Source organism: Moorena producens PAL-8-15-08-1 (assembly GCF_001767235.1).
GTDB classification, from domain to species: Bacteria; Cyanobacteriota; Cyanobacteriia; order Cyanobacteriales; family Coleofasciculaceae; genus Moorena; species Moorena producens_A.
In genome coordinates this window covers 7755548-7772490 of the sequence record NZ_CP017599.1, presented here as the reverse complement: position 1 = coordinate 7772490, position 16943 = coordinate 7755548, and the positions used below count along the sequence as shown (strand labels likewise).

Sequence of the window (16943 nt, the reverse complement as noted above, 5' to 3'; positions counted from 1 at the left end):
TTTTAGTTATGGGCTAAGTGCTAATTACATGCTAGCAAGCTGACCATTGACCACTGACCATTGCAAGGCGTCGATTCATGCCCATACCAAGAAAATAGGGGCAACACTCGCCGCCCAACCTTAGGTGATGGTAAGATACTACACCACCACTAGATGCCTAAATTGTTGCACAGTCTTAATTTCTAGCCCTCGTGGAAACTACGGTGTCTTAGCTAGTTTGTCTATCTTGAAACCTGTAAATTTACGAACAGTTAGTGTATTATTGGTCTTTGGTGATTGGTTATGGGTCAAAGCGCGTTTCTCAGCCAGATTAGCTCTAGGTCTTACCCGTTCGCGCCACTGTCGCCCCTTGGGCGAAAGGAAGTGTGAGATGATGAGTCAAAGGAGACTATGGCTGTAGACTTTTGACAAAAAAACCTTCGTATACTATTGAAGCTTATACCCTTCAATTAAACCGGATGACATCTTCTGTCTGACTCAGGTGAGAGGTATCTCCATTAAGTTCCATCACCCACTGTTTTTCTTGGCGCACTAGTTTAACTAAACAGCACAAGGATGCTTTAATGTCTTGTGTGGCACCCACTAGTCCCTGAGTGGTTCCAACTACTGATGGTCCGTGACCAACCAGTAGTAAATCTTCTGAAAATTGAGCGGTGATACGTTGTGCCGTTTCACCTGTTCGTTTGAGTAAAGCAACACTTGTTTCTGGATATTCAGGGATTACACAGGAAGTATAACTGGTGTCAATTCGCTGAAACTGCTTGTGCAATACTTCATTAGGCAGTCTTTCTGGTTCAGTTGCCATCCACTCAGGATTGAGCCATTCACTTAAACCCAACTCTAGCTTAATAGGTAAATCCAGAATTTCTGCGACTTGGTTAGCCGTTTGGACAGTTCGTAAAAACGGTGAGGCGAATATATGCCTAATTCCTTTTCCTACAAGGCGTTGACCCAGTTGCGCTGCTTGCAGTTCCCCATCTACTGAAAGCGGTGGATCATAGGGTCGCTCTGCCATGTTGAACCATTCGGGGTTAACAAAGTCAAGGCGGTTTCCGTGTCTGGCAATCCAAACTGTTTGGGTCATCTTACCTTACACCCTCTTCGGGAATTTAGTTAAGTTATGTTAAATTTATTAAAATAATTTAACTCAAATCCCACAAAGCTTATCATCTGGTTTGGAAAACCAGCATGGTTTGCTTTAATTTTCTTAATTTAAATCTCACTGATAACGCCATCGAATCCAATGAAAACCGCTCAGGACTCTACAGATTTAGTTCGTACCTATTTAAAGGAAATCGGTCGTGTACCATTACTGACCCATGAGCAGGAAATTTTTTACGGGAAAAAGGTTAAGCAGTTAACAACCTTAAAGGAAGTCAAAGAGTCCCTTGTCCAACAGCTGGGTCGTGAACCTACGTTTTCTGAGTGGGCAACAGCATCTTGCCTAACGGATTCTCAGTTAAAGTCTAGCATCGCTGTTGGTGAATCCGCTAAACGCAAGATGGTGGAAGCCAATTTGCGATTGGTGGTGGCAGTGGCAAAGAAATACATTAAGCGTAATCTTGAGTTGCTGGACTTGATTCAAGAGGGAACCATCGGCTTGCAGCGGGGTGTAGAAAAATTTGACCCTACCAAAGGCTATCGTTTTTCTACCTACGCCTACTGGTGGATAAGGCAGGCAATTACTCGTGCGATCGCAGAAAAAGGGCGCACGATTCGCCTTCCTATTCATATTACCGAGAAGTTAAACAAAATCAAAAAAGCCCAGCGCCAACTTTCCCAAAAGCTGGGACGAACAGCTACTATCTCAGAATTGGCAATTGAGTTGAACCTCACACCTGATCAATTGCGGGAGTACTTCGAGCAAGCACGTCAACCCCTATCTTTGGAGTTGCGAGTGGGGGATAACAAAGATACAGAATTGGTTGAGTTGCTCGAAGACACCGGTCCTGGACCAGAAGACTTTGTGACTCAATCGTTAATGCAGCTAGACTTAGAGAAATTCATGGATGATTTGACACCGCAGCAGAGGCAGGTGTTGAGACTTCGTTATGGCTTGGCAGAGGAAGAACCAATGACATTAGCCAAAATTGGTCAACACCTCAACATCAGCCGTGAACGAGTGCGACAAATCGAACGAGAAGCGATCGCTAAACTTCGTAAGCGTCAAGGGGATATGCGGGAATATATCCCAGCTAGTTAATTTTTTCTGAGTCGGTTTAGTCATTAGTCATTAGTCATTAGTCATTAGCTACAATCACCAATGACTAATGACCAATAGGTGAGAAAATCAGATCCTAGATGGTTCGGTTCCACCTACTTTGCCATGGTCACTTGCCTGTTAAAGTAATTACAAATACGAAGCAGTAGAGCTAAACAGATAAACATCATCATTGGCTGCCGACTCTAGTATAAAAACCGGAATTAGCCATCGCTAGGAGGTAAAACGGTGAATAACGCATCCAATTCCAATCATGTTCCTGAGTTCTTTGATAAAGATTCTGACAATAATTTACTTTGGCAGTATGTTCAATCAATGAGTCCAGAAACCATTACCCAGCTGTCTAGACCAACGTCTTCGGAAGTCTATCAGGTGATGGAAAACAATATTATGGGAATGTTGGGAAACTTGCCTTCCCAAGACTTTGGCGTAACTATCAGTACTAGCCGTGAGAATCTAGGTCGCCTTTTGGCTTCAGCCATGGTTAGCGGCTATTTCCTTAGGAACGCTGAACAACGTATGGTTTTTGACAAGTCTTTGCAAATAGCTGAATCTCAATCTCTGGAGGAAGATTAGTCAAACCTTGGCTTAAAAGGGCTGAATCTATAGATTTAAGGGAGAAAATGCCCAATCGAATATCGGCAGATCATAACCTGAGTCTGTCGGTTTCTATTATTGAAGAACAAAGAAGATCACTCTTGGGCTGGTATACCAGAGCTGGTCGAGATTTACCGTGGCGACGAAGTTGGGAACCCTATAGCATCTGGGTATCTGAAATTATGCTACAGCAGACCCAGGTCAAAACGGTCATTCCCTACTATCACCGCTGGATGGAGCAATTTCCCACCCTCGAACATCTGGCATCTGCTGACTTACAGCAAGTCCTCAAAGCTTGGGAGGGTTTGGGATATTACTCCCGTGCTCGCAACTTGCACGCCTGCGCTAAAACAATTATGCAGTGTCATGGTGGCGTTTTTCCCCAAAAGCTGAGCCAGGTCTTAGCATTATCAGGGATTGGTAGAACAACAGCAGGTGGTATTCTCAGCGCTGCCTTCAATCAGCCAGTGCCTATTCTCGATGGTAATGTTAAACGAGTAATAGCACGATTGGTAGCATTGCCGATACCACCTGCCAAAGCCACTCAACAATTATGGAAGCTATCAGAAGCGTTACTGGATCATCAACATCCTCGAGAGTTTAACCAAGCAATAATGGATTTGGGAGCAACTATCTGTACTCGGAAAACTCCCAATTGCCCTGATTGTCCCTGGAAATCTTACTGTCAGGCTTACAATCATGGTATTCAATCTGAAATACCTATGCGTGAACCATCTTCTCCCCTACCCACAAAAAATATCGGTGTTGCTGTAATCTGGAACGACCAGGGACAAATTCTAATCGACCGCCGACCTGCAAAAGGCTTATTGGGTGGTCTTTGGGAGTTTCCTGGTGGCAAAATTGAGCTTGGTGAAACTGTCCCGGAATGTATTAAACGAGAAATTCAGGAAGAATTGGGCATTGAGATTGAGGTTGGGGAACACCTGATCACAATCAATCACGCCTACAGCCACTTTCGTGTTGTGCTAAGTGTACACCACTGTCGCCATCTCAGTGGTGTTCCGGAACCTATTGAATGTGATGAGATTCGCTGGGTCACCTTAGATGAAGTAGATCAGTTTCCCTTCCCCAAAGCAAATACTCAGATTATTGCGGCTTTGCGCTCTCAAGAGGGGAGAAACGATGAAGTATGAAGTGTCACTGCTAGTTGTGGCTAAAGTGTAAGCTAAGTTTTCTCGCATTTAACTTTTGGAACTCTGAGACTGAATCCCTGATAGTAGCTTACTGATAGTAGCTTAGCTCGCTTCTGATAATTATTAGATGCAGTAAAGCGCGATTACCTGATCGATTCAACTGATAAAGCGCTTTCAACCTTAAACCTTTTACCTTCAACCCCATTTCCTATCGATAAATCGGTAAGGTGAAGTGAAAACAGCTGCCACCCTTGATAGGTGAATCAACCCAAATGCGACCATAGTGGGCACGGATAATCTTTTGACATAGGGCTAAGCCCAACCCATAGCCTTCTATAGCTTCGTCTCGTTTAAGGCGGAAGTGGTCTTCAAAAATGCGATCGCGATTTTCTTGTGGTATACCAGGACCATCATCGCAAACGCTGACTTGAACTTTCTGGGTAGTACGGTGGATGCTAGACACAGCAATTTTCCCCCCTTTGGGAGTATATTTAATGGCATTATCCAGCAGGTTAATTAGCACCTGACGCACCAATTCTTCATCGCCGTAGACAGGAGGCAAGTCTTGTGGGATGTCGGTTTGCAGAACCTGAGCCTTGAGCTGAAACTGTTCGTGCATCTGAACTAGAACATCTTGGCAAAGTCTGCCCAAATTCAGTTTATGAGGTCGGATGTTGAATTCAGCATTACTTCCCTTCCTAGCTTGCAGCAGATCCACCACCATCCGGTTGATAGTGCGCAATTGATTACGAGCTTGCTCAAACAGCCGTTCCTTTAGCTGTGGCGTCAGCCCACGTTTTCTACCATTCTGGGCGACTGGTTGCTCTAGCTGTAGGGTTTCCAAGGCAATGGATACTGCTGTCAAAGGACTACGCAAGTCGTGAGCTAACATCGATATGACTTGGTCTTTAAATTGCAGCTGCTCAAGCAATTCTTCTCTATCTTTCTTCAGGCGAAAGACTTCGTCGGATAGTCGAATCAGTTCCAAGGCACAAGCTAGGGAACCAGCTGCCTCTGGTAATGTGTCAGCCGAGGAGTTAGATGAGCGAACAGTTGGTTGTAAAGGCAATCCTTGGGTAAGTTGGGTTTGGTTTTCTTCTAGAGAGCGTTGCCAGCGGGGCCACCAGCTCTTCAGCTGGGCAACTAGATTACTACCTGCAAGGGTTTGTTTGGGTTTCGGATTAATCTTAATCAGTGCTGGGGTTGCTACTAGCTTAAAGTGTTCAGCTAGATAGGGTTGTTCCCCAACATCCACAACCTTTAGTTCAAAGGGATACTCTGTCTTAAGAGTTTCCAGATAATGGTGGATAGACTGGAGCTGTTTACGGGAACCGGGACGTTCATCGACAAACAGCAGCAGTTGTAGAAAGGTTGGGGAGTTCGTGTGTGTTTGTGTAGCTGCCTGCATGCAATTTGGTGTTAGCACTCTTAACCAATAAGGCTGGAATAAGACTAAGATTTGTTATTTTTTGTTGGTGATGTGTGCTTCCTTACAATTTAATGTCTATTTTATTATTTTATAGTCTCGTTACTAACCAGCCCTTTTCTGGCACAATCCCTGTCTATTTGAGACTAAAATCTTAAAATAATGTAACATTATCGCGGATTGCGTCAATTCTCCTTTAACAATCTACCCACGGCTGCTACTTGATCATGGCTATTGGCTACCTTGCTCTTGTCCTTCACGCCCATTTACCGTTTGTTAGGCATCCAGAAAGTGATTATGTTCTAGAAGAAGAGTGGCTATTTGAAGCCATTACTGAAACCTATATTCCCCTACTACATGTTTTTGAGGGATTAAAGCGGGATGGGATTGACTTCAAAATAACCATGAGTATGACACCACCTTTGGTGTCGATGCTACAGGATCCACTACTACAAGAACGTTATGAGCGCCATCTGTCACTGCTCGAAGAACTAGCCAACAAGGAGGTTGAGCATAATCAGCATAATGGTCATATCCGTTACCTAGCCCAACATTATGTTCAAGAGTTCAGCGCCATTCGCCAAACATGGTTACACTATGAAAGGGATTTAGTCAAGGCATTTAAAAAATTTTTAGACAGTAATAACCTGGAAATTATCACCTGCGGTGCTACCCATGGCTATTTTCCTCTGATGAAGATGTATCCCCAAGCAGTTTGGGCTCAAATTCGGGTGGCTTGTGAACATTATGAGCAAAACTTTGGCTGTCGCCCCAAGGGCATCTGGTTACCGGAATGCGCTTACTACGAAGGGATGGAGGAGATGCTAGCAGATGCTGGTTTGCGCTATTTTCTGATGGATAGTCATGGTATTCTGTACGCTCGTCCCCGACCACGGTTTGGTACCTATGCCCCCATTTATACTGAGACAGGAGTTGCTGCCTTTGGTCGTGACCATGAGTCATCCCAGCAGGTGTGGTCTTCGGAAGTCGGGTATCCAGGGGATCCAGTATATCGGGAATTTTACAAGGATTTAGGCTGGGAAGCAGATTATGATTACATTAAACCTTATATTATGCCCCATGGACAGCGGAAGAATACGGGTATCAAGTATCACAAAATTACAGACCGTGGTACAGGATTAGGGGACAAGCAACTGTATGATCCGTATTGGGCAAAAGACAAAGCTGCGGAACATGCTGGAAATTTCATGTTTAATCGCCAGCAGCAGGTTAAACATCTAGCAGCAATGATAGAGCGTTCTCCAATTGTGGTGTCTCCCTATGACGCAGAGTTATTTGGTCACTGGTGGTACGAGGGTCCTTGGTTTCTGGATGTCTTGCTCCGTAAGTCGTGGTATGACCAGAACACCTATGAAATGACTCATTTAGCAGATTATTTGCGGAATCATCCGATCCAACAAGTCTGTAAGCCTTCTCAATCTAGCTGGGGGTATCAGGGGTTTCATGAATACTGGCTCAATGAAACCAATACCTGGATTTACCCTCATCTGCACAAAGCCACAGAACGGATGATTGAGCTGTCAACGTTGGAAGCTACAGATGAGTTGGAGTGGAAGGCATTAAATCAAGCAGCGCGAGAATTACTACTAGCGCAATCGTCAGACTGGGCATTTATTATGCGCACCGAGACAATGGTCCCTTATGCAGTTAGACGAACGCGATCGCATTTGATGCGGTTTAATAAGCTTTACGATGATATCAAGCTGGGCAAGATTGATGCAGGCTGGCTGGAGAAGGTCGAGGAAATTGACAATATCTTTCCCAATATTAACTATCGCGTCTATCGTCGTGTTTGAAATCTCCCCACACAATCGTTAGAAGATACAAGCAGATACATAAGATACAAGAAGATACAATAGAGAACGTTCCCTAAGCCAATCAAAATCCATGACGCCTTCTGAGTTAGATACTGCTCCCCAGGAAAGTTTGGATACTCTCAAAGACCCTGAGACCTATCTCGACGAGGTACCTAATGATGTCGAGATGTCTCTGTTCGACCATTTAGAGGAGTTGCGAAAGCGGATTTTTTACTCGCTGATTGCTGTATTCTTGTCCATGGCTGGCTGCTTTGTGGCAGTTAAGCCGATTGTCCAGTTGCTGGAAATTCCAGCTAGGGGGGTCAAGTTTCTGCAACTGGCTCCAGGGGAATACTTTTTTGTGTCCTTGAAAGTGGCTGGCTATAGTGGCTTACTGGTGGCTAGTCCTTTTATTCTTTACCAAATCCTTCTATTTGTTTTACCAGGGTTGACTCGCCGGGAGCGACGCTTCATCGGACCTGTGGTTTTAGGCTCAACGGTTCTGTTTTTCCTAGGCTTGGTATTTGCCTACATTGCTCTAATTCCTGCCGCTCTGAATTTCTTTATCAGTTACGGAGCAGATGTAGTAGAGCAGTTGTGGTCAATTGATAAGTATTTTGAATTTGTCTTACTGTTGATGTTTAGTACTGGCTTGGCATTTCAAATCCCAGTTATTCAAATGTTACTGGGGTTTTTGGGAATTGTTTCTTCCAAGCAAATGCTTTCTGGTTGGCGCACAGTTGTCCTAGGAGCAGCTATCTTGGGAGCAGTGCTGACTCCTTCGACAGATCCTCTGACTCAAAGTTTACTGGGGGGTGCTGTACTTGGTTTATATTTTGGTGGGATTGGAATGGTGAAGTTGGTCGGGAAATAATATTAAGTCGGGTTAATCAACGCGCTATCAAAACTACCATCGCGCTTCTAAATCGAATCTGTCTAATACCACGGTTAGCATTTGCTGCATCCCCGTCAATTGTCAGCGATCTTTAATTACCAACTAATTGGCTGATTTTATCACTACCACAGCTCAACTGAATCAGCATGCTAAAAGAGTTCACAATACTGATTAGGATCAAGATCTAAACCTGAAGGTAATTGAATGTTGGCTACAAATACCTTGTGGGAATAGGGAATAGGGAATAGTAGTCTAATTACCAATGACCAATTACTAACTAACTATCTTTAGCATTATTGTCGCTAATTTATCATAGTAATAAGTCATGGCACAACCATGACTTATTACTATTGATAAACAGATAATAAATGCTCTTTGTTACAAGTTGATGCTAATTTTAATTTCCCTTATGCTCAAAGCTTTACTGGGAATTACTTTAACAGTTACAAAACTGTTGATAAAGTCAAATCATTATCGAGTAAGGCGATAATAGATTTGGACGGTTATTTAGCATAATATCTATTGAAGAGCCATTATCAATGTATGTAAAGACGTAGCCTCTTACAGAGCTTTACTAAGCTTTACTATTAGTTAACTGTCTCAGTTCACCGCCAATCGTCCCAATTCTGATTAAAGATGGACGTGTCTGGGAAAGCGGTGGGATTACCGTTTTTTTCCAACTGCTGGCGTAGAGCTTGGAGTTCGGTTTGTTGCAGGAGGGGTTCTTGTATCAGCTGGTAAGGTGCTATCCCAGTTTCTAAGGAAAAAGCAGCGGTTGTACCAGCAGCAGCACCGGATGACCATTCAAAGGAATGCACCCGATAAGCAGCAGCGGCAATGTGACTGGTAGCAATACTTTTACCTGCTACTAAGAGGTTGTCAATTTTCTGAGGAATGATTGCTCGCAGGGGAATTTGGAATGGATAAGCTTGACCTGCTCCCCGCCGTTCTCCTTGACGCTCAGTGTTTCCTGGGGTTTCTGCTGGACTTAGGGTCATACAAGGATGAAAGTCGATGGCATAGTGACCAATACCCACAGAATCAGGATAGATAGTAGAGCGACTGCGTTGACTGACTTGATCTGGCTGGATTTTACCTTGAATCACAGAGGGGGCTTCTAATCCAGCCAGTACTGCCCACAAGCGGCGATATTCATCTGGTGAGAGGGTCTGCCGATAATAGTCATCCTGGTAGTCACGGCGGGAAATATCCACTTCTGATATCGTAAAGCCTTGAGGATAGCCAAAGGAAGGGCGTCCAATAATCCGCCTCCCTTCCCGTATATAGGGATATTTAGACAACCCATGCATGGTCCCCATCGGAGAATCTAACCCCGTTAGATAGCGGTGATTGGGATGAGGCTCTTTTACCCCATCCCCAAGCTGGGAGTCGGTAGTTCCTGCCACTAGCCAATAGTAATAACCGAGAGCGTTTTCTTCTCCTTTCCGTAGACTTTCCGTGCGCAAGCCTCCCATCCAGCCACCGGGAGCCAGTTGACCAGTGGTTCGTAATTGGCGACGGGTGTACACTAGATTATCTTGTGAAGTGCCAGGACGATAATCATTACCCCATGTCCAGTTTTGCATAGAAATGTCTCCCGGAGTGGGAGCAGTAACCCCCCATCGGATCCGTTTACCCCGCTTAGAACTCCAAATTCGCCGATAGGTGAATACTCCTTCAAAGTCGGCTAGGCGCTGTAATTCATAGCTGTAGTAGGGTTGGTATTGCGGGTAAAAGGAGGGCATTTCTTGGGTTTGAGCCTCCTTGGTTTGCTCCATGGCAAAGGTGTAGGTAAAGCCTTGGGTGCAATAGGGGTCGTCAGTAGCACTAGATGCAGAAGGGTTTAGGTAGGAGCGGGAGTCAATCCCCAACTGGTAGGGAACGTCAGCTAGGGCAATAATTTCACCAGTTTCTGTTGCGTCGATAATATACCAATTAGAACTATTTTCTTGGCTCTGTTGGGGGACAATGCGCACAATCCTTTTCTCAAAGCGGGAGGAATTCTCGTAGCTATACCAATCTTCAATGGTTTGAGATAGGGGAAAGGTGTTCAGGGCAGGAGCATCAGCAGCTCTTTTGTGTTGAATAGCAATCACACTGTCAATGGTTTTGCCATCAGCGCTAATCTCTAGTTCTTTAACTACAGTAGAGGGAAACCATTTTAATCTCCCTTTTCCCCGTTTGGCCGCCTTTCGTAAAATATTAAACAGGATTTGGTGAGCATCACGGGGTAGAAAACAGGATTCACTTACCCAGCAGTCCCCAGGATTGAGTTGACGGTAGTAGCGTTTGATGCGATCGCGTAATTCTAGATAGCCCTTAGGATAGAATAAACGCGATCGCTGAGTGGGTCGTTCATCCAGAGCAGAGGTTCCCTGGGCAGAAATTTGTCCCCCTACCCAGTCAGTAATCTCAGTCAAGCACACTGTTTGCCCTGCCAATAAGCCTTCATAGGCAGCCGCCGCACCAGCTAATCCACCTCCAATCACTAAGATTTCACAGGTTTCGGTTTGGTCTGGAGTTCTAGGGGGAGCTGCTATACCAGGAGATGGAGTAAACCCTAGTAATGATATGAATAGGGAAATACGGACAAGCGATCGCTTCATAATTCGGGATAGTCAGTAAAATCTTCGATGATAAATTACCCTAACTTATCAATACTGTCATCTCCCAAACGTTGTATCAATTATGCCATGGCACGTCAAAGCACCCGAAAAATATACGGGTAGCGATAGGGCTGATTAGGATTTTCCAGCACCTTCACTAAGGCAATTATGGGCATAATTAGACTTACAAGCCCTAATATAAATAGCAGCGGAATCCCAATAATCACCACAGCCAGTATCAAACAAATCACCCAATATATATAAAGGCAAATGTGAAAATTTAGAGCTTCTTTGGCATTTTCTTTGACTACTGAGTCTTCGGTGAGCAAAAAAATGACTATCGGGATGGCAATAGGAACCACCAAAAAATTCAAAAATATTGAGCCATGACATAACACTGATAAAAGCTTTCGTTGATCGATGTCATTCATCCAATAAATCCTCCCATGCTTCCCCAGGGTTACCTTTATGGATTGTCTCTTCCATAATACAGGTAAGTTGCTAGAATTCATTGAACAGAACGAATTTATGTAAATATATGTAAATGACTGATAAATACGATGGCGAAGCCGGTGTCGTTGGCTGATAATCTTTCTAACTAAGGCAGAACTACCAGTCGTGATATCCAGCCTTTGGAATTGCTTTCACTGCTCCGTTGCCTAAATTCTCAGTTTAAGCCTTAAATGAAAATGATTTGACTAAGATTTTGAAAGTGCTGGCAATGGAGTTGGTCTTGCCATACTGCTCGTGAGGGGTAAGCTTTACCATTTGGTGTTACCTGAAACGGCTAACTTAATTTTCCCAACGCTTATCCAATCCTTAACCTCTGCTCAAAGGCCACCAATTAATAACCCCCACCCCAATAAGTCATGGGAAATCATCTAAAATTTAATCGACCTACATCTGGTCAATGGTCTAAGTATTTAATTCTTATTATCTTACTCCTGGGGATAGGTTTTCGATTAGTCAATATTGACAAAAAAGTCTATTGGATTGATGAAGCCTATACATCCTTGCGAATTTCTGGCTATACCAAAGCAGAAATTATCCAAGAAATTGATGGTCGTCAAATTAATGTTAAAGATTTACAGCAGTATCAGCGTCCTAATGATAACAAAGATGTAGGTGACACGATCCAAGGATTAGCCTTACATGAACCACAACATTCACCGTTATATTTTGTCATGGCTCACTTTTGGGCAAAGTTGTTCGGTTATTCCGTAACGGTGATGAGAAGTTTACCAGCCTTGATTAGTCTCTTGACTTTGCCGTGCATTTATTGGCTTTGTTTGGAGTTGTTCGAGTCTCCCCTAACGGGATGGATTGCGATCGCATTGCTGTGTGTCTCTCCATTCCATGTGTTGTATGCCCAGGAAGCTCGACAATATAGCTTGTGGACATTGACCACTTTGCTTTCCAGCATAGCGTTGCTGAGGGCGATGCGTCTTAGCACACTGATGAGTTGGGTAATCTATGGCATAACAGTTTCTCTAAATCTCTACAGCTATTTGCTTTCTGGATTAGTTTTTATTGGACATGGTATCTATGTTTTTTGTATAGAAAAATTTCGTTTGAGTAAACAACTCGTTAGGTATGGATTAGCTTCCCTTTTCGGGATTATAGCCTTTTTACCTTGGTTAAGATTGGTAATTGAAAACGGTATTGAATTGGGGGATTGGGCGGATAAAGAGACTCCACTCGGTAAACTTATCACCCGCTGGCTTATCAATCTGAGTTCTGTGTTTTTCGATATCCAGATTGGCTATAACAATCCCTTATTTGATGTGCGATCAGGTCGAGACCTAAAGTTTAGCTACGACCATTTACTGATTTATTTCGATATCCTTATTTTAATTATCGTAGGCTATTCTATTTATTTTATATTTCGTCATAGTCAGCAGAGGGTTTGGTTATTTATCTTGACCATGATCGCCGTTGTTGGGATGTTTCCCATTGCTCAGGATTTAATTTTAGGAGGACAGCGTTCCAGCATGGCTCGCTATTTCATTCCTTGTTACTTGGGTATACAACTTGCTGTTGCTTACCTCCTTGCTAAAAAAATTAACCCCCTTAATGGTAAGACAATAAAACAACAACAACTATGGCGATTAGTTGCTATTACAGTTATTTCAGGAGGTGTGCTGTCTTGTGCCATTAGTTCTCAAGCAGAAACGTGGTGGCATAAATACAGTAACTATTACACCCCTGAGGAAGCTCATATTATTAATGAAGCGAATCGTCCCTTGGTAATTAGTAGTGATATCATGCGATTAGTGTCTCTCAGTTATTTACTTGACCCAAAGGCAACATTACAGTTAATCGATACTAAGGATTCTCCTAAAGTTTTTTCCAGTTTCAGTGACGTCTTCTTATATAGACCTTCTCCAAAACTGCGACAAAAATTTGAAGAGGAGTCACCCTATGACGTTAAACCAGCTCATAAACGCAAGCATCTCTGGAAGCTAGTGCTAGTGCGGTGAAACCAAAAGTCAAAAGGTCAAACCCACTTCACCAATGACCAATCACTCATGACTAATGACTAATCAATCTAATCATTTTTTTTCCACAACAGAACTTTTCGTTTTTTAAAGCCAATATTTCCTTCGTATATCAGGTTAAATTTATAGTTACGATGTTTTTCCATACTAGGGCGTAGCAAGGATGGTGATGGAATATTTTCCAACACAAAAACATCCCTAAATTCACCTGATAGTTTTGGTAATTTTTCTTCAGGTATTTCTGAAACATTTTTGATTTTTTTGATCAGTTGTAATTGAACCTTCGAGTCAAGCTTATGGCTCAGGGATAGAATTCGATTGTGAGTACTATCGCTGAGTACAAGGGGAGCAGGAGACTGATTAATAATATTCGCAACGTCTGCATTATAGTAATCACTGTACTTCGTCCACCAAGTTTCAGCTTGGACAATCAGCACACCAGATATCACACCACAAGAGAGCAATAGAACTGTTGTCAATCGCCATAAACGTTTTTGCCAAATACCAATCGAAAACTTAGTTAGTTTGGTGGAGAGTAAATAGGAAATAGTCAGTTGAATCCCGATGTAAGTTGGGAGTTGATATCGAGCAATCGTTGAGCGCATGCCTCCTGAAATCACATCTGGTAGCACTAGGGGTAGACTAGTAAATCCCATCAGGAGCAAAACAAATAGCCAAACCTGTTTTGGAGTATAGCGACAGAGAAAATATAGTCCATAAATCACTAGCCCCACAATTGGTAGGACTAGGTAAGTTCTCGGCTGGGTGTAGCTAAAGGTTAGGTCAAACGGGTACTCCTTGCCTAGGGGTACATCAAAAAAGCCGTAGAGTAGATTCTTCAGCCAATATCGACCCAGATCCAGGGGTGGTAATTCTTTAATGACCCATCCCCATTCCTTGCTAGCTCTAGGTTCGTTTTCCAAGAAAACAGCTAACCAAGGTGAAAATATCAGGAGTGCTGCTGTGACCGCTGAGATGTAAGCAATTACCCGTTTACGCCCTTGCCAACCTGCGATGATCAGGACATAAATGCCGTGAGCTAAAATAATGGGTGCTGAAAATAAATGAGAGTAGAAGGCTAGTGCTACAGAAAGGGCATAAATGCACCAACTCACCCTACTGTTGACTCGCATCGCTCGTAACAGGGAAGCACTCGATAGCAAGATACTCACAGTCCACAGACTATATTCCCGAACTTCCTGGGCATACAAAATATGGATCGGTGAAACAGCGAATAGCGACACGGCAAGCCATGGGGTCAATGATGCTCCAAATAGTTCTAAGCACAACCAGTACAGGCAGGGTAATCCCAGCAAGCTAATCAAAGCAGGTAAAGTGCGCTTGAGTGCTAGAGAATTACCAAGCCATTGTTCCCAGAATCGGGCTAGAATATAGTAAACTGGCGGGTGTTGTGGCGCTTCTTCCCCTATAATTCGTAAGGTATTGGTGAGGCTACGGTCAGAATTAGGGGTCTGGTATTTTTGTAATTCTGTAGCGCTAATGACTTCACCAGTGTAGATATCCCCGATAATTTCTTCCGCTGAATAGCCAGCAATTCTAGAGGAGCTGAAAGTTTCATCCCCCCAATACACTTTGCTGTCGAGATTGGCTAAGCGAAAGACTATACCTAAGAGCAGTAGGGTAATGCATAATAGTCGCAAGGGAGGTTGAGGTAATTTCCCTAGCTGTAATCGTTTGGTTTCCATCACACAAAAAAGTACACGGAAAAGTATACAGGAAAGTACAAAGGTAATTTATTCGTCTTCGTTTAATTTGGATATTGTACTTGATCGCTTTTTATTGACCGTTTCATGATTACTGTTAAGGATAATATTTCACTGCTAATAATACTTAATCTAGAAAATTACCGATAACCGTCACCCCATTATTCCATTTATTTTAAGTGTATCTACCCAAACACAAAAAACTATGAATCCCCCAGCCTCGAATCCCCCTAAAAACCAAGTAATATTTTGGTTTAGCTTGAGCCTAGCATTTGCTATGCTTTACAGCCTGAACGCCCTCGAAGAAGCCTTTAGTAATCAATACATTGTACAAGATGATGCCAGACAGCATGTATTTTGGATGCAACGGTTTTTTGATCCCAGGTTATTTCCCGATGATCTGATTGCCAATTACTTCCAATCTGTAGCACCCGCTGGCTATACTACCTTCTATCGGCTGATCGGATTTGTTGGGATTCATCCCCTCTTATTGAATAAACTACTACCCATGGTGCTAGGGTTGATTACCACTAGTTACTGTTTCGGGCTTTGTCTACAAATGCTGCCCATCCCAGCTGCAGGATTTATTGCGTCTTTGCTTCTAAATCAAACCCTATGGATGCTCGATGATTTAGTATCAGCAACCCCTAGGGCTTTCATTTATCCCCTGCTGCTAGCATTTTTATACTACCTATCACGGCGCTCATTGATCCCCTGTCTCGTAGTGATCACCCTCCAGGGTTTATTTTATCCTCAGTGCGTTTTCCTGTGTTGTGGGGTTCTGGTGCTGAAACTGTTGCGTTGGCGAGAGGGTAAAATCAGACTATCTTCCCAGAAGAATGACTATTGGTTTTGTGCAGCTGGGTTAGGTATGGCATTCATTGTCCTGTTGCCCTATGCTTTGACCACTTCTGACTATGGTCCAATTATCAGCGCACAGCAAGCCAAAACCATGCCAGAATTCCAACCAGGAGGGCGAGTTGCCTTTTTCGATCACAACCCATGGCATTTCTGGTTGGAAGATGCTCGCAGTGGTTTATTTCCCCGAAGAAAGCGTTTACCTATAGCTGTCTGTGCTGGTTTACTATTGCCTATCCTGCTAAGATTTCCCTCATGGCTACCGTTAGTGAAGAAAGTCAAAGGGGAAACGGTACTCCTGACTCAACTGGCCCTGGTATCCCTTGGCATGTTCGTTATGGCTCATGCTGTCCTTTTCCGACTGCATCTACCCAGCCGTTACAGTAAGCATAGTCTGCGAATTGTGCTAGTCTTAGCTGCTGCGATCGCTATAACTCTATTACTCGATGCTATTATTCAAGCTTGCCAGAGGCTAGCCTTTCCTCCAATTCCAGGGAAACCAGTGTTGGGACGAGCGATCGTTACACTGGTAGGAATAGCTCTAATCTTGTCTCCTCTTGGTTTCCATAATTTCCCCAAAACTAACTATGAGGTTGGGAGGAAACATGACCTCTATGAATTCTTTGCTAAACAACCAAACGATATCCTGATTGCCTCACTATCAAAGGAAGCCGATTTCTTGCCAACGTTTTCTGGACGGTCAGTCTTAGTCAGTAGAGAATACGGTATTCCCTATCATACTAACTATTATAACCAATTTCGCAACAGAGCGATTGATTTAATTCAAGCCCAGTACAGTCCAAACTTAGCTGAATCCAAACAATTTATTAGGCAGTACAACATTGATTTTTGGTTGTTAGATAAAACAGCATTTAATCCACAATATATAACTAAAAATCGCTGGATTCTGCAGTATCAACCAGTAGCAGCAGAAGCTCAAGCTCGACTCAAACAAGCCATTGTTCCGGCAATTGTTAACGTAATCGATTCCTGTTCTGTTTTTGAGACAGAGAAGGTTGTGGTTTTGGATACCGAATGTATTGCGATTACCGGTAAAAGGTAAATAGGTAAGCCCAAATCAATGCAGCTATGTAACTATATATAAACCAATCTATGTAAACATCTTGGCTCAAGGGCATAGATTGAA

At 43.3% G+C, this 16943-nt stretch carries 12 protein-coding genes; 7 read left to right on the top strand and 5 right to left on the bottom strand.

Annotated features, from left to right (window positions below):
- Positions 1–445: 445 nt before the first annotated feature.
- Positions 446–1084, bottom strand: a complete 639-nt coding sequence (locus BJP34_RS28500) for a histidine phosphatase family protein (protein WP_070395255.1) — start codon at positions 1082–1084, stop codon at positions 446–448.
- A gap of 159 nt (positions 1085–1243) precedes the next feature.
- Here BJP34_RS28500 and BJP34_RS28495 point away from each other — a divergent pair, with 159 nt between their 5' ends.
- The 3 genes from BJP34_RS28495 to mutY all read left to right on the top strand — a co-directional run bounded on the left by BJP34_RS28495 (position 1244) and on the right by mutY (position 3972).
- Positions 1244–2203: an RNA polymerase sigma factor, RpoD/SigA family gene (locus BJP34_RS28495; RefSeq protein WP_070395254.1), complete on the top strand. Its 960-nt coding sequence runs from the start codon at positions 1244–1246 to the stop codon at positions 2201–2203.
- A gap of 246 nt (positions 2204–2449) precedes the next feature.
- The gene (locus BJP34_RS28490) at positions 2450–2797 is read left to right on the top strand and encodes a DUF760 domain-containing protein (RefSeq protein WP_070395253.1); all 348 of its coding nucleotides are present in this window, start codon (positions 2450–2452) and stop codon (positions 2795–2797) included.
- A 47-nt stretch (positions 2798–2844) separates the two neighbouring features.
- Positions 2845–3972, top strand: coding sequence for an A/G-specific adenine glycosylase (gene mutY / locus BJP34_RS28485; protein WP_070395252.1), 1128 nt, complete (start codon positions 2845–2847; stop codon positions 3970–3972).
- Between the two features lie 208 nt (positions 3973–4180).
- On the opposite strand, the gene BJP34_RS28480 is transcribed toward mutY, so the two are convergent.
- On the bottom strand, positions 4181–5380 hold the full coding sequence (locus tag BJP34_RS28480) for a histidine kinase (protein WP_070395251.1): 1200 nt from the start codon (positions 5378–5380) through the stop codon (positions 4181–4183).
- A gap of 245 nt (positions 5381–5625) precedes the next feature.
- Here BJP34_RS28480 and BJP34_RS28475 point away from each other — a divergent pair, with 245 nt between their 5' ends.
- Together BJP34_RS28475 and tatC are read left to right on the top strand one after the other, a co-directional pair.
- Positions 5626–7215, top strand: coding sequence for a glycoside hydrolase family 57 protein (locus BJP34_RS28475; RefSeq protein ID WP_070395250.1), 1590 nt, complete (start codon positions 5626–5628; stop codon positions 7213–7215).
- Positions 7216–7306: 91 nt separating this feature from the next.
- Positions 7307–8089 carry a twin-arginine translocase subunit TatC gene (gene tatC, locus BJP34_RS28470; RefSeq protein ID WP_070395249.1) on the top strand — a complete coding sequence of 261 codons (783 nt, stop codon included), beginning with the start codon at positions 7307–7309 and terminating at the stop codon, positions 8087–8089.
- Between the two features lie 626 nt (positions 8090–8715).
- Here tatC and BJP34_RS28465 read toward each other — a convergent pair.
- Together BJP34_RS28465 and BJP34_RS28460 are read right to left on the bottom strand one after the other, a co-directional pair.
- Positions 8716–10716: an FAD-dependent oxidoreductase gene (locus BJP34_RS28465; protein WP_070395248.1), complete on the bottom strand. Its 2001-nt coding sequence runs from the start codon at positions 10714–10716 to the stop codon at positions 8716–8718.
- Positions 10717–10811: 95 nt separating this feature from the next.
- Positions 10812–11147, bottom strand: coding sequence for a DUF4870 domain-containing protein (locus BJP34_RS28460; protein ID WP_070395247.1), 336 nt, complete (start codon positions 11145–11147; stop codon positions 10812–10814).
- A 438-nt stretch (positions 11148–11585) separates the two neighbouring features.
- Here BJP34_RS28460 and BJP34_RS28455 point away from each other — a divergent pair, with 438 nt between their 5' ends.
- Complete coding sequence (locus BJP34_RS28455; protein WP_070395246.1) at positions 11586–13196, top strand: glycosyltransferase family 39 protein; 1611 nt, start codon at positions 11586–11588, stop codon at positions 13194–13196.
- A gap of 68 nt (positions 13197–13264) precedes the next feature.
- Here BJP34_RS28455 and BJP34_RS28450 read toward each other — a convergent pair whose 3' ends face one another.
- Complete coding sequence (locus BJP34_RS28450; protein WP_070395245.1) at positions 13265–14920, bottom strand: glycosyltransferase family 39 protein; 1656 nt, start codon at positions 14918–14920, stop codon at positions 13265–13267.
- A 295-nt stretch (positions 14921–15215) separates the two neighbouring features.
- Between BJP34_RS28450 and BJP34_RS28445 the strand changes: the two genes are divergently transcribed.
- The gene (locus tag BJP34_RS28445) at positions 15216–16859 is read left to right on the top strand and encodes a hypothetical protein (RefSeq protein ID WP_324610968.1); all 1644 of its coding nucleotides are present in this window, start codon (positions 15216–15218) and stop codon (positions 16857–16859) included.
- The last annotated feature ends 84 nt before the right edge of the window (positions 16860–16943 follow it).